Origin of the sequence: Evansella sp. AB-P1 (assembly GCF_029688925.1) — a bacterium.
Classification (GTDB): Bacteria; Bacillota; Bacilli; order Bacillales; family Salisediminibacteriaceae; genus Evansella.
In genome coordinates, this window is record NZ_JARUKY010000034.1 from 1 (window position 1) to 13,890 (window position 13,890).

14 protein-coding genes and 1 other RNA gene are annotated in these 13,890 nt (G+C 35.0%); all 15 read right to left on the reverse strand.

What is annotated here, in order from left to right; translation table 11 throughout:
* Positions 1-342: 342 nt before the first annotated feature.
* The 15 genes from QA612_RS21940 to QA612_RS22010 all read right to left on the reverse strand — a co-directional run bounded on the left by QA612_RS21940 (position 343) and on the right by QA612_RS22010 (position 13,871).
* Positions 343-609: a pro-sigmaK processing inhibitor BofA family protein gene (locus QA612_RS21940; RefSeq protein ID WP_278285968.1), complete on the reverse strand. Its 267-nt coding sequence runs from the start codon at positions 607-609 to the stop codon at positions 343-345.
* A 144-nt stretch (positions 610-753) separates the two neighbouring features.
* Positions 754-984 carry a YaaL family protein gene (locus QA612_RS21945; protein WP_278285969.1) on the reverse strand — a complete coding sequence of 77 codons (231 nt, stop codon included), beginning with the start codon at positions 982-984 and terminating at the stop codon, positions 754-756.
* Positions 985-1,000: 16 nt separating this feature from the next.
* Complete coding sequence (gene recR, locus QA612_RS21950) at positions 1,001-1,597, reverse strand: recombination mediator RecR (RefSeq protein WP_278285971.1); 597 nt, start codon at positions 1,595-1,597, stop codon at positions 1,001-1,003.
* Positions 1,598-2,201: 604 nt separating this feature from the next.
* A complete protein-coding gene (locus tag QA612_RS21955; protein WP_278285972.1) occupies positions 2,202-2,513 on the reverse strand; it encodes a YbaB/EbfC family nucleoid-associated protein in 312 nt (103 codons plus the stop codon).
* A gap of 37 nt (positions 2,514-2,550) precedes the next feature.
* Complete coding sequence (gene dnaX, locus QA612_RS21960) at positions 2,551-4,278, reverse strand: DNA polymerase III subunit gamma/tau (RefSeq protein ID WP_278285973.1); 1,728 nt, start codon at positions 4,276-4,278, stop codon at positions 2,551-2,553.
* A gap of 207 nt (positions 4,279-4,485) precedes the next feature.
* An RNA gene (ffs, locus tag QA612_RS21965) (signal recognition particle sRNA large type) lies at positions 4,486-4,751 on the reverse strand.
* 135 nt (positions 4,752-4,886) lie between these two features.
* A complete protein-coding gene (locus QA612_RS21970; protein ID WP_278285974.1) occupies positions 4,887-5,063 on the reverse strand; it encodes a YycC family protein in 177 nt (58 codons plus the stop codon).
* Positions 5,064-5,083: 20 nt separating this feature from the next.
* Positions 5,084-5,599 (reverse strand): tRNA adenosine(34) deaminase TadA, encoded by a 516-nt coding sequence (gene tadA / locus QA612_RS21975; RefSeq protein WP_278285975.1) that lies wholly within the window; start codon positions 5,597-5,599, stop codon positions 5,084-5,086.
* A gap of 143 nt (positions 5,600-5,742) precedes the next feature.
* Positions 5,743-6,645 carry an oligopeptide ABC transporter permease gene (opp4C, locus tag QA612_RS21980; RefSeq protein WP_278285976.1) on the reverse strand — a complete coding sequence of 301 codons (903 nt, stop codon included), beginning with the start codon at positions 6,643-6,645 and terminating at the stop codon, positions 5,743-5,745.
* A 10-nt stretch (positions 6,646-6,655) separates the two neighbouring features.
* Entirely contained in the window at positions 6,656-7,621 is a 966-nt protein-coding gene (gene opp4B, locus QA612_RS21985) for an oligopeptide ABC transporter permease (protein ID WP_278285977.1), read from the reverse strand.
* 53 nt (positions 7,622-7,674) lie between these two features.
* Positions 7,675-9,390, reverse strand: a complete 1,716-nt coding sequence (gene opp4A, locus QA612_RS21990) for an oligopeptide ABC transporter substrate-binding protein (protein WP_278285978.1) — start codon at positions 9,388-9,390, stop codon at positions 7,675-7,677.
* A 44-nt stretch (positions 9,391-9,434) separates the two neighbouring features.
* The gene (locus QA612_RS21995) at positions 9,435-10,418 is read right to left on the reverse strand and encodes an ABC transporter ATP-binding protein (protein ID WP_278285979.1); all 984 of its coding nucleotides are present in this window, start codon (positions 10,416-10,418) and stop codon (positions 9,435-9,437) included.
* The gene (locus QA612_RS22000) at positions 10,415-11,428 is read right to left on the reverse strand and encodes an ABC transporter ATP-binding protein (protein ID WP_278285980.1); all 1,014 of its coding nucleotides are present in this window, start codon (positions 11,426-11,428) and stop codon (positions 10,415-10,417) included. Before QA612_RS22000 ends, QA612_RS21995 begins: the two co-directional genes overlap by 4 nt.
* Positions 11,429-11,976: 548 nt before the next feature.
* The gene (gene opp4C, locus QA612_RS22005; RefSeq protein ID WP_278285981.1) at positions 11,977-12,894 is read right to left on the reverse strand and encodes an oligopeptide ABC transporter permease; all 918 of its coding nucleotides are present in this window, start codon (positions 12,892-12,894) and stop codon (positions 11,977-11,979) included.
* Positions 12,895-12,905: 11 nt separating this feature from the next.
* Positions 12,906-13,871 (reverse strand): ABC transporter permease, encoded by a 966-nt coding sequence (locus QA612_RS22010; protein ID WP_278285982.1) that lies wholly within the window; start codon positions 13,869-13,871, stop codon positions 12,906-12,908.
* Positions 13,872-13,890: the final 19 nt, after the last annotated feature.

Here is a 13,890-nt window from a genome sequence, read left to right on the forward strand (position 1 = left end):
ATAATTATTCATTGACGGGATATTTACATATCCCACTTCGCTTGGCTTTTTGTTTAGTTTTCAAAGGTCAATATTAATCTTGTTTTGTGACAACTTTTATATTATATCAATATAATGTTTTGTTGTCAACAACTTTTATTATTATCTGCGTCACTTTTATTAGCAACTAAGTAATAATATTCTAAAATCACTAATATACTCAACAACATCTTTAATTTTTGAAATCTGCTGTTTTAGCGACAAATATTAATATATCACCCACAAAAAATAAAGTCAACAACTTTTATAAAAATAAAGTTATCGACTTCACTTCTCTTTTTATCATCTTGTCAATTTAAACTGTTATGGTAATAATAGTGAATCCGCTAAAATTAAAGCCAATACACCAGGAATCCCTAAAAATCCTGATACTGCAGCAGTAAAAGCATTAATGGGTAAACTATAATCCACTAATGAACCAAAAGTATTTAAAAAGAATAAAAATAAAGCTCCGATTAATAACCGAATAGCACCTTGTCCAATCCACCTTAAAGGTTTCATTGGAGCTCCTAGGATTAATAAAACAAAAATTAAAGTCCCTAATAAAGATAAAACAACTACTGGTTCCATTAATGAACACCTCCTTCAAGCTTGTAAAATACAAACTAGTCTTAATAAGAGTTCCCCTAGTTCTTTATAATACAATTTACTTGTACAAGCTCATTAAAATGTTATGTTTAGAAGGAATTCATTAGAACCTGCAAAAAAATAATTTTATTTAAATTTGTTTACTTTTAAACCCGTTTTCCTAATTCTAGCTTCTTTTAACAAAAACATGTACTTCATTTTCTCTAACTTTGCATTGTACATCACATTACTATGGTAATCTACACTATTATTTATTAATGCTTCTTGATGATTGACTTTACTTTTCATTTTTTGTAAATACCAAAGCAAAGAGTCATCCTCCCGCTTTCTAATTTTCCCTTTTTTTCTAAATATCATCCAATGAATTTCCCCCTTACAGTTCTCTTCTTCCTTCAATAGCTTTAGATAAGGTCACTTCATCTGCATACTCTAAATCCCCACCAACAGGGAGACCGTGGGCAATCCTAGTGACTTTTATACCTGTTGGTTTTATTAAACGAGAAATATACATTGCTGTTGCTTCCCCTTCAATATTTGGATTAGTGGCAATAATAACCTCTTGAATTACATCATTCTGTAGCCGTTTTAATAAATCAGGAATATAAATATCTTCTGGACCAATTCCATCAACAGGAGATATAGCTCCATGTAATACGTGATATTGTCCAGTGTATTCCTTCATTTTTTCCATTGCCATAACATCTTTTGATTCCTGCACTACACATAGGATCGATTGGTCACGACTAGAGTCATCGCAAATACGACAAGGGTCTGTATCCGTAATATGATGACAATTAGAACAATAACTTAATTGCCTTTTGGCGTTAACTAAAGCTTTTGCAAAATCTAAAACATCATCTTCTTTCATATCTAAAACATAAAACGCAAGTCTAGCAGCTGTCTTAGGTCCGATACCAGGTAAACGCATAAAACCATCAATTAATTTTGCTATTGGTTGAGGATATTGCATCCGACTATCTCCTTTTCATTATTACACTCAATTTATATTAATATGAAATAATTTTATTAGTGAGTCATTTCATCATTCTTTATTTCATTATAAATCACAAACATTTATACAAAAAGCTTATATTTAATTCGATCTCCGCTTCAGACGTATCAATTACGCCTAAGGGCAGCCTACGTCCTGTAGGCAACGGCGTAATGTCGCCATCCTAGCTCCGGCATGGCTTCAACCTCCACACTAGACATTTTATATACAGCTAAAGCACATGGTTCTGTCTCTGTCTCTGTCTCTGCCTCTGCCTCTGCCTCTGCTAGTATTGGTTGTTATATGCGTCGAGACAACTCGAGCTTATTCGTGAAGCAAATGCTCGTCGCTAGAATCACTGTCTTCCACTGCAATCGAAAATAATGTTCGTCTTTTTCAACAATTTTTCAATTATAAAATCCATTCTAGTGATTATATTTAAAATTATAGAAAAGACTTGGTTTTAACACCAAGTCTTTAATACAAAAATACAATTTATAAAATTGTCTTGATTGAAGTTCCTTCAGAAAGCAAAACATCCTGGAGAGACAAATTACAAATTAAACTTAAAAGAGGTTAATAATTAAAATAACCCTGGAATATTCATTCCTTTTGTAAATTTACCCATTTTTTCATTAATTAATTCATCTACTTGAGTTAAAGCCTCATTCGTTGCTGCTAATACTAAATCTTGTAACATTTCAATGTCTTCTGGGTCTACAACCTCTTCATTAATTTTAATATCAACAATTTTCTTTTCTCCACTTGCTACAACTGTCACCATACCTCCACCAACTGTAGCTTCAACTGTTTCTTCCTTAAGTTGCTCCTGAGCTTTTGCCATATCTTTTTGCATTTTTTGCATTTGTTTCATCATGTTTCCCATATTTTTCATTATAATTCCCTCACTTCCTCCACAATGTGGATCTTATTTAATCTTTTAAATCAACTAAATCACGTCCAACTAACTTTACAGCTTCTTGAACAAGAGGATTATCATCTACTTCTGATTTCCCCTTTTCATCACCATCACTTGAAGCCAGTTTTTGGTCATTCAAAAATGACTCCTTCGTTTCATCCCAATGGGTTTCTAATAAGGCCATTAAAATCATTGAACGATGCATCACATTTGAGACAGTTTCTTCAACTACTTCTCTAAATTTATCATCTATCATATCACGATGCATTTCATTTTTGAAAGCTAAAACAAATTCTTGGTCTGAACTTGCCACTGGTTTACAATCATTTAACCAGGCAGAAGCAGGAACACTCTTTTGTTTAACTAACTCCATCACTTGTCCCCATTGACTGTGTAGAGATTGAAGTTGTTGTTTTGATGCTCTTTGCAGCATTCCTTTTACTTTACTAATTTGAGCTCGACTTTTACCACTAGGCTGTATAGGCTTCGGTCGTGTTCTTTTAGTTTCACTAGCTTGCTGGGTAGAGTCTCTTTCGGCTCCTTGCACAGACGATATTTTTCGAATTGTAGATTCTAACTCATTTACCCTTTTAAGTAATGTTTGTATCGTTTCACTTTCACCTTCAGTGGTTTGATTCACTAATTTCGGATTATTGTTTAAAGAGTGACAAGCTTGAACAATAAACATCTCCAAAAAAACCTTTGGATGATTTGACCATTTCATCTCTTGTTGAAAATGATTTAGCTGTTCCATTATAGAATATATCCATGGTTGATCTAATTTATCGACTATATTTTGAAAACGATCATCTGATAATAGAAGATCCTTACTTTCCTCTAACTGTGGAGCAGCTTTTATCATCAAAATGTCTCTATAAAAAAATGTTAGGTCCTCAATGAAGCGATTGGGATCCTTCCCTTCTTGAATAATCGTATCCACTATAGAAAGACCTTGAGCAACATCCCCATCTTTTAAAGTGTTAGCTAAATCATAAAGTAAGCCCTTGGATACAGCTCCAGTAATGGATAGAACATCATTTAATGTTACAGTATTATCTGCATAAGATATAGCTTGATCTAACAGACTTAAGGCGTCTCGCATACCACCTTCTGAAGCACGGGCTATCATTGCTAATGCATCATCTTCTATAACAAGATTAGTTGCCTGAACAATTTCCTTCATTCGATTAATAATCGCTTGCGTACTTATTCGTTTGAAATCAAACCTTTGACATCTAGATATTATCGTTAAGGGAATCTTATGTGGCTCCGTAGTTGCTAAGATAAATATCACATGCCTCGGCGGCTCTTCCAATGTTTTTAATAAGGCATTAAATGCTCCCGTTGAAAGCATATGTACCTCATCGATAATGTAAACCTTATATGATACAGCGCTTGGTGCAAACTTTACTTTATCTCGTATATCTCTTATTTCATCAACACCGTTGTTACTTGCAGCATCAATTTCAATTACATCAACGATCGTACCATCTTGTATACCACGACACGCTTCACACTCATTACACGGTTCATCAACCGGTGCTTTTTGACAATTTATTGCTTTTGCAATTATTTTAGCTGCACTTGTCTTTCCAGTCCCCCGCGGTCCAGTAAATAAGTAAGCATGGGATAGCTTTTCTTGGAGCAGAGCATTTTTTAAAGTTTTTGTAATATGTTCTTGACCAACAACATCAGACAAGCATGTTGGACGCCAAACTCGATAAAGTGCTTGATAGCTCATACCCATCTCACCCTTTCATTACGTCCGCATTATATAATGCACAATAAAATTTAATACCTACTTTATTATACCTATTCACTACAGTATTTTCAAAATGATTTCATTAAAAGAAATATAATTACACCAATTCCCAACCTAAACCTATATATTGTCCAAATAAAAAAACTACCTGTATTTCAGGTAGTTTTACATATATTAGATAACATGCCGCGCACCTTCTGTCGATTACCACACCCTAGGCGTTACCTAAGCAGTTAGCTCGGTTCAGGCAACTCTACGGCACACGGAAGTGACTGCTTACTGCTGCTTCCTTCCGGACCTGACAGGATTCACAGGTTTCCGTTGCGTAGAACCCAAACGTCAACACCACTTACTTAGGTCAGACCCTAAAGTGTGATAACCTCGAGAAGGGATTCAGCCTCGCTATAGCGGATTGCGAGTACAGGGCACCGCTACCTCCCCGCCTAGCACGGCAATATTGATAACATTTTTAAGGCGCCGTTTTAGCGACGCATATATAAGTATAGTGGTTTTTAGTTATATTTGCAATAGCAGAAAAGAATAGGTTTTTGGTAATAGTGGATAGTTTTTCATATTCTAGTTCCTGATTACATATCCTTCAAATCTTCTTCATCATTTTGGGTGGATTGTGACTCTTTTTCTTCAACCTCTTTCAGCTTTGCCATAATAATATGAGGTGGAGTATGCATCACATGTTCAAGAGGCATTTTCAATTTTTTAGAAATCATTTGGGCTGTTTCTAAAGATATTTGATTCGGTCTCATCCTATTTCACTCCTTTGACTTTACTCTATTATAGCACTTCCTGAAGCTTCATTTTGATTTTCCTTTTTCTTTCGTCTAATCTTTTTAAAAAATTGTTTTAAAATTTCACTACATTTTTCCTCTAGCACCCCACTCGTTACGGGAACCTGATGATTAAACCTCGGTTCGTCCAATAAGTTCATTAATGTTCCACAACAACCTGCCTTCGGATCTGCTGCACCATAAACAACTCTCCTGATACGAGATTGTACTATTGCACCTGCACACATAGGGCATGGTTCTAGAGTTACATATAGCGTACATTCTTCCAATCTCCAACTGCCAATTTCTCTACATGCTTCTTGAATAGCTATCATTTCTGCATGAGATGTTGATAATTGTTTTTTTTCACGCAAATTATATCCTCTAGCAATAATTTTATTATTATACACTACGACAGCACCAATAGGAACTTCTTCACACTCTTCCGCTTTTTGGGCTTCCCCTAAAGCTTCCATCATATATTGTTCATCTTTTATATCATCGTACCTTTGCATATATCAAACCACCGTCTTCTGACATAAAACTATATTGAATAGAGTTTACGCTGTTTTTATATTTTTTACAACTAATGTACAGGAGCAAAAAATAAGAGGCTATGGTAATAAACCATAACCTCTGTTACTTCATATTATACTAATTATCTAACTGATTTTGGATTAAAGGCATCCTTTATCCCTTCACCTATAAAGTTTATAGAAAGAATGGTAAAGGTAATCGCAAAGGCTGGAGGTATCCATATCCACCACATAGAACGTATGACATGAGGCTGTCTTGCTTCTTGTAGCATATTCCCCCAACTCGGTGTTCCTGAAGGCACTCCAAATCCTAAAAAGCTTAGTGCAGTTTCAGCAACTATCATTACAGCAAGCAATAATGTTGCTTGAACGATAATGGTAGTCATGACATTCGGTAATAAATGTTTACGAATAATTTTAAATGGTGTTCCTCCAATAGAGATAGCAGCCATAACATATTCGTTTTCTTTTTCTGACATCGTTTTACTACGAACTACCCTTGCTGCACCAGTCCAACCTAATAAACTGATAACAATAATTAGCGCCCAAATACCTGCATCTCTAAATATGGAAGCAAGTACAATAACGAACACTAAAAATGGAAAGTTCATTACAAAATCAGTAAATCGCATAAGTACTGCATCTACCCAACCACCATAAAATCCAGCGATAGACCCAACTGTCGTACCTATTAACACAACAGCCATCATACTAACAAAACCTATCGTTAAAGATGTTCTACCACCATATAATAACAAGGAAACAATATCTCTTCCTGAATTATCTGTCCCTAACCAATGAGTCCCACTTGGCATGGCATTTCGATTTGTTATATCTACCCTAAATGGATCAAACGGTGCAATATATGGCGCTAAAAAAGAAAGAATTGTGACTAGAACTAGAAAACTAATACTAATCATCGCTAATTTATTTCTTAATAACTTTCGACGAGCAATAGCCCATGGCGATTGCTTTTTTGCACTTTTTTTCAACGCTTCTGCATTTTGATTATTATTAGCTGTCATCATTACACCCCTATTCTACCCGTATCCTAGGGTCAACAATTCCATAAACAAGGTCTGCAATTAAGTTACCAATTAGCGTTGAAATAGAAAGCATTAACGTTATTGTAATAACTACTGCTGAATCACGTCGTTCAATGGAAGTGATTAATAATTGACCAATACCTGGATAAGTAAATACCGTTTCAATAATGACAGCACCACCAATGATACTGGCAATATCAAAACCAAATAGTGTGACAATAGGAATAATAGAGTTTCTTAAAATGTGTTTATTATAAATCCGATTTTCAGATGTACCTTTTGCTCTTGCAGTCCGTACATAATCCTTTTGTGAACTTTCAATAATATCATTTCGTAAAAATTGTGTATAACTAGCAGTTGTTAAAGCACCTAAAACTAAAGCTGGTAATGCAGCATGTTTTATTCTACTTAAATAGTATTCCAATGTACCAGGTGTCACACCTGAACTAATACTTCCAGTAGCAGGGAACCAACCTAATTGAAAGGAAAAAATAAAAATAGCAAAAATTGCTGCAACAAAGCTAGGTATAGCTAACATTAAATAATTTAATCCTTGAATACTGTAATCTCCAATTGTATAAGGGTTTCTTCCAGCATATCGACCCATTAAGAAAGCTAAAATATAGGTTATTATTAACGACATAACGGACAAGAGTATAGTATTTGGCAGCCGTTGTCCTATTACTTCCGTAACATCCATTCGATGTACGAATGAACGACCGAAATCCCATTGAAGAATGCCGGCAACCCATCTGCCGTATTGAACATGATAAGGGTCGTTTAACCCGAGACGTTCTCTCATTTCTTCAATATATTCCGGATTACTACTTGTCGGATCAATTTGACCAGAAAGGGCATCCCCTGGCATTGCTATTGCCAGGGCGAATACCACAATGGAGATCATGACCAATATTGGAATCATAATGAGTATTCTTCTTAACGTGTAAATCAGCATGATCATTTCTCCTTGTACAGTAGTAAAAACTGTCTTACTAGATATTCCTATTCTTAGTTAGTTCTGTACCATAGATGCGGATCAGTTAATGCATCACTAACATCTGGTGTTACACCTTGAACATCAGATGCAATACCATACACGCGAACTGGTGAATTTAATGGAATTAATGGTAATTCTTCATTCACTAATTGATGCCACTGTTGATAAACATCTCTTCTGTAATCAATATCGAAAGCTTCTAGACTTAGACCCTGTTCGATTAGACGTTCAGATTCTTCATTCACCCAGCGAGGGTAATTCCAAAGGTCGTCTTCTCTCCAAAGACCTGTTGGATCTGGATCTGCAGAAAGCCCCCAAGCACCCATAAATAAATCAATGTCCGGGTGATCTTCTTCAACTAAATCATAAAATAAGTTGAAATCATATAATTGACCATCTTGTAATCGAGCATTAATACCTACATCTTGTAGGTTTTGTACGATAAATGTTGCTCGCGGCTCTGAAATTTCATTACTGTTCATAGCCATAAAGTTTACGGTAAATTCTTCACCGTCTGGTGTATCTCTCCAACCATCATTATTACTATCTACGTATCCAGCTTCATCTAATAATTCTGCTGCACGAGTTGGATCAAACTCATATTGGTTTAATGAAGATTCGTCTGGATATGCCCAGCTAAGAATTGACTCTGCTGCATTTATAACAGTACCATAGCCTTCACTGAAAGAATTTAGCATTCCTTCACGATCAATTGCATAGGCAAATGCTTGACGTACACGAACATCCGCAAATTTAGGGTTATCCATGACATTCTTTTCTCCATCCCAATGTCCTAGTTTAAACCCAATATAACTATAAGAAAGACCTTCCTTTTCTTCTAAATAAATACGATCATCGTGTTGAACTGTAACAGCTTGACTAGCAGGTAATTCATAAATATCAATTTCGCCATTTATTAATAAATCTGCTGCCATTGAGCCATCAACGATTCGATAAACAACGCCATCTAAGTTTGGAGCACCTCTCCAATAATCTTCAAAGGCACTAAAAGTAATTTGTTCTCCAGGTACAATATTATCAACTTTATATGCACCTAATCCCACAGGATTACGACGAACTTCATCTGCATCCTCAATTTCATCAATATCAAGGTGACCTAAATGAGCCTTAGGCATTGGATATGTCCAAAGTAAGTCAATTGCATTTGGTAAAGGCTCCCCTGTTTCATGGTGTTTTACTGTTACTTCAATCGTATAAGGATCAATAATATTGACACCAGTAAGCTCTTCTGCTTCTCCACTTCTTCTTTCTTGCGCACCTTCAATAATACGTACATTTGACCAACGAGGTCCTGTATATTCAGGATGAGTCATCACTTCCCATGCGAACGCAACATCCTCAGAAGTGAACTCTTCCCCGTTGTGCCACATGACACCCTCTTCTAAATAGAATGTAATTGTGTAACCATCTTCAGATATATCCCATGAAGCTAAGTGCGGTTCAGGCATTAAGTCGTCACCATTTCTTACTAATGCGTCTCCATTAAAAATCTTTAAGGCTAAGCTATCGTCTTGACCGTCATAATGAGCCCAGTCTAAAACTCCTGCGAAAGATTGTCCAAAGCCATAAGTGACAACGCCACCTTCTTCAGCTTCACCTGTTTGATCATTTGTGCCTTCATTTGTACCTTCATCTGTAGTACCACACGCTACAATTAATGAAATAGATAGTAGCATGACAATAAACATAAGATGTGATTTCTTCAAGTTGTTCATCCCCTTTATAATATGTTTAAAATAATTCATAATCATTATTCATATAGCAAACACGATGCTCTATGGTTATTATTCACCTCCTTTAAAAGAGGCCTTTTTTCACTACACTCAGGCATTGCCTCTGGGCAACGTGGGTGAAACGGACATCCTTTTGGAGGATTTTGAGGACTTGGTACATCCCCTGATAAGATAATACGTTTACTTTTATTTCGCGGATCAGGTTGAGGAATTGCAGATATTAGCGCTTTTGTGTAAGGATGTTTGGGATTTCGATATATTTCATCTGCATCAGCAACCTCAACTAAATTACCTAAATACATCACACCAATACGATCACTCATATGTTTTACCACACTTAAATCATGGGCAATAAACAGTAACGTTAAATCAAACTCTTTTTGTAAGCTTTTTAATAAGTTTAAAACTTGAGATTGAACTGACACATCTAAAGCAGAAACAGGTTCATCTGCAACAATTAACTTTGGCTTCAATGCTAATGCACGGGCAATGCCGATACGCTGCCTTTGTCCTCCTGAAAATTCATGAGGATATTTATAGTAAGCATCTTCCGGTAGACCAACCTTCGTTAAAAGATTCATCACTTCTTCCTTCAACTTCCCTTCAGACCCTCTCCCGTAATTCACTAACGGCTCTGATACAATACTACCAACCATCATTTTTGGATTTAAGGATGCATAGGGATCTTGAAAGACCATTTGTATATCTTGTCTAATATTTCTTAGTTCTCTACCTCGAATATTTGTTATATCTCTACCTTCAAAAAGTATTTTTCCATCAGAAGGTTTAAATAACCTTGTTATTGTTCTACCTGCTGTTGATTTACCACAGCCTGATTCACCTACAAGTCCAAAGGTTTCTCCTTTTTTTAATTCTAAGGAAATGTTATCTACTGCTTTTACATCACCAATTTTTTTACGAAAAAAACCTCCGCGAACAGGATAATATTTTTTTAAATCTTTTATTTCCAGTAAGAAATCTGAATTTTTTGCTGTACTCATAATCGCACCTCCCCTTCACTTTTGGGACGGCTTGCATCATATAATATACAACGTACAGAATGCCCTTCTTCCGTTTCTCCTAATCTCGGAGTTATCTTTTTACACTCAGGCATTGCTTCTGGACATCTATCTACAAATCGACATCCTTCTAATGGCATATTTTTTAGTGATGGAACAATCCCTTTGATTGTATTTAACTCTTCTTGTTCTTCTTCCAAACGAGGAATTGAATTTAAAAGTGCTTTTGTATATGGGTGTTGAGGATTGTAGAAGATACGATCCACATCTGACTCTTCTACAACTTGTCCAGCATACATAACTACTACACGATCAGCCATTTCCGCTACCACACCTAAATCATGAGTAATCATTAATACAGCCATCCCTACTTCTTCTTGAATATTCTGGATTAGTTCAAGAATTTGTGCTTGAACTGTAACATCTAACGCAGTGGTAGGTTCATCTGCAATGAGAAGCTTAGGTTGACAAGCAATGGCCATTGCAATAACTACGCGTTGTCTCATCCCACCTGATAATTGATGAGGATATTCATGTACAATTTGCTCTCCACGAGATATACCCACTTGTTTTAATAAAGAAATACTTTTCTTTCTTATATCTTCAATTTTTAACTTAGTGTGGTTTATTAGAACCTCGTCCATTTGAAAACCAATTGTTAAAACAGGATTTAACGCTGTCATTGGCTCTTGAAAAATCATACTTATATCTTTACCTCTTATACTGTTCATTTCTTTTGTATTAAGAGGAACTAAATCTTTACCTTGAAAAAGAATTTGACCTTTATCTATTTTCCCATTGTGTTTAGGAAGTAAATCCATAATGGATAAGGACATTACACTTTTGCCGCAGCCAGACTCACCAACTACACAAACAACTTCTTTCGATTTCACATCGAAAGAAACATCTTTAACTGCATGATATGTTTTGCCTTCGATATCAAAACCAGTGTGCAAATTCTTTATCTCTAAAAGCTTTTCATTGTTGCTCATAAGATATCACCCTTCGATGTTTTCTGAAAATAATAAAAAATAGTCACGAATAAAATATTATTATAATGTTCAGTATGTGTCAATGTTAAATATTAACTACCTGACTACAACTGCGATTATTCATTTAATTCAGATTTCTCAATAGTTTAACTAGTTATTTTGTTCAAAAAATTTATATATGTACTTAAGTTTTCCCTTAACAATAGTAAATTAACGTTATAAATAGATATTTTAAAGTATTAAATTTTATATATTATTATTATTTTTATATAACAATAAAGTGTAATTCCACATGAATTTACTTATTCATTGGATTGTATTATAGGAAGATCTTGTTTTATTAGACATTTGATTATTGCATGGGTTCAATAATTAATAGAAAAAAATAAGTTTCCTTCTTTAACCTAGTTTTATTGTTAATTAAAATAAGGAAATTATTCTATCTATTGCATATTGACCACATTTATTAATAGATACTAAATTTTTTAAAAACAACAAAAAAACCCATACGTATTTTTTATACGCATGGGTTTAACTAATATCTTTATTTATTGATTACTCTTTGGATCAAAAGCATCACGCAAACCATCACCGATAAAGTTAATTGCTAATACAGTTAACAAAATAGCTAAACCAGGTGGAAGCCAAGCTTCCCAGTTATTTTGAAGCATTCTTAAACTGTTTCCTTCAGTTATCATATTACCCCAAGTTGGAGTAGGTTGTGGTATACCAAATCCAATAAAACTTAATGCTGATTCGATAATGATCATCGTCGCCATCATTAGTGTTGCATTTACAATGATGGGTCCAACAGCATTTGGTAGGAAATGCTTAAAGATGATTCTAAAGTCTGATGCACCTATTGATCTTGCGCCAAGTATATATTCCTTTTCCTTTAATGAAAGGAACGTAGCTCGAATAAGTCGAGTTAACGTTGGCCATGATGTGAAGGCTATAATCGTTATAAATATTGTAATATTTATTTTTTCTAAAATCGCTATAATCGTTAATACTAGTAACAGGAATGGAAGAATTAGCATTAAGTCAGTAATTCTCATTATGAATCCATCCACTTTCCCTCCATAATATCCAGCGAGAGATCCTAAAGTTACTCCAATTACAACTGTAAATAACATTGCAAAAAATCCAATAGTTAATGAAATTCTTGATCCGTGAACAAGTCTAGAGAAGTTATCCCTTCCCGAACTGTCTGTCCCTAACCAATTTTCACTGTCAGCCTTTGCCTCTACTTTATACATATTACTTGCAGTAGGACTATGCGTTGCAATTACATCTGCAAAAATAGCTATTAATACAAAAAATATTAAAATAAATATTCCTACAATTGCTAGTTTATTTCGTAAAAAACGACGCATGGCCAACTGAAATGGACTTAAACTTTTTTCAGGTTGTTGATCTGATAATTCTGGATTTGGATCTATATTCCTATGTGCATTACTTTCCATCAGTTATCACCTCAGTCGTAACGAATTCGCGGATCTACAATAGCATAGAAAATATCAGCTAATAGATTTCCTATCAGGATTGTTACCGCTAAAATCAGATTTATTGCCATAATTACTGGATAGTCACGATTTTGTATTGCATTTAAAAACAACGTTCCTAGTCCAGGATAATTAAAGACACGTTCAGTAATTATAGCACCACTTAATAACGTTCCAAATTCAAGTCCTAATAATGTAATTATAGGAATAAGAGCATTTCTTAACGTATGTTTATATAGTACTGATTCATTACTAAGTCCTTTGGCACGTGCTGTACGTATAAAGTCACTACCTTTGACTTCTAATATTTCAGTACGCATGTATCTCATATATGCGGCTGTACTGGCTAATCCCAACGTAAAACCTGGCAGCACAAGGTGTCTTAGTTTATCAATAAATAGCTCAAAACCAGTTAAGCTCATGGCTGTTGTTGTTCCTTGTGCAGGGAACCACCCTAAGGTCAATGAAAACACATAAATCGCTAACAACCCTGCAAAAAAGTTGGGTGTTGCCAGACCTAAAAAGGCAAAGGTCGTAGCTCCATAATCAAAAAGGGAGTACTTTCTATTCGCAGAATAAATACCTATTGGGATTGCAATAGCTAAGGTAACCCCTAATGCGAACAGTGAAAGATAAAATGTATTCCAAATTCTAGCTTGGATTAATTCCATTACAGTTCTTCCAGTATATTGTAGTGATTTTCCAAAATCACCTGTAGCTACTGAAGATAACCAGTTCCAATATTGAACAGGTAAAGGGTCATTCAAACCAAGTGCTTCTCGTCTAATTTCATACACTTCAGGGTCAATATTTGGGTCTAGTCTTTCACCAGTTAACGGATCTCCTGGAGCTGCTTTAGCTAGTGCGAAAACTAGGACAGTTACGAGAAAAAGCATTGGAATAAATTGAAGTATGCGGCGAGTTATATACTTATGCATTTCAACATTCCTCCTTAAG

Bases quoted from the DNA above. Each gene is read 5' to 3' on its own strand.
- opp4C (WP_278285981.1), bottom strand. From the start codon at position 12,894: ATGGAAAGTAATGCACATAGGAATATAGATCCAAATCCAGAATTATCA.
- QA612_RS21955 (WP_278285972.1), bottom strand. From the start codon at position 2,513: ATGAAAAATATGGGAAACATGATGAAACAAATGCAAAAAATGCAAAAA.
- QA612_RS21970 (WP_278285974.1), bottom strand. From the start codon at position 5,063: ATGAGACCGAATCAAATATCTTTAGAAACAGCCCAAATGATTTCTAAA.
- dnaX (WP_278285973.1), bottom strand. From the start codon at position 4,278: ATGAGCTATCAAGCACTTTATCGAGTTTGGCGTCCAACATGCTTGTCT.
- QA612_RS21940 (WP_278285968.1), bottom strand. From the start codon at position 609: ATGGAACCAGTAGTTGTTTTATCTTTATTAGGGACTTTAATTTTTGTT.
- recR (WP_278285971.1), bottom strand. From the start codon at position 1,597: ATGCAATATCCTCAACCAATAGCAAAATTAATTGATGGTTTTATGCGT.
- QA612_RS22010 (WP_278285982.1), bottom strand. From the start codon at position 13,871: ATGCATAAGTATATAACTCGCCGCATACTTCAATTTATTCCAATGCTT.
- QA612_RS21995 (WP_278285979.1), bottom strand. From the start codon at position 10,418: ATGAGTACAGCAAAAAATTCAGATTTCTTACTGGAAATAAAAGATTTA.
- opp4B (WP_278285977.1), bottom strand. From the start codon at position 7,621: ATGCTGATTTACACGTTAAGAAGAATACTCATTATGATTCCAATATTG.
- QA612_RS21945 (WP_278285969.1), bottom strand. From the start codon at position 984: ATGATATTTAGAAAAAAAGGGAAAATTAGAAAGCGGGAGGATGACTCT.
- QA612_RS22000 (WP_278285980.1), bottom strand. From the start codon at position 11,428: ATGAGCAACAATGAAAAGCTTTTAGAGATAAAGAATTTGCACACTGGT.
- tadA (WP_278285975.1), bottom strand. From the start codon at position 5,599: ATGCAAAGGTACGATGATATAAAAGATGAACAATATATGATGGAAGCT.
- opp4C (WP_278285976.1), bottom strand. From the start codon at position 6,645: ATGACAGCTAATAATAATCAAAATGCAGAAGCGTTGAAAAAAAGTGCA.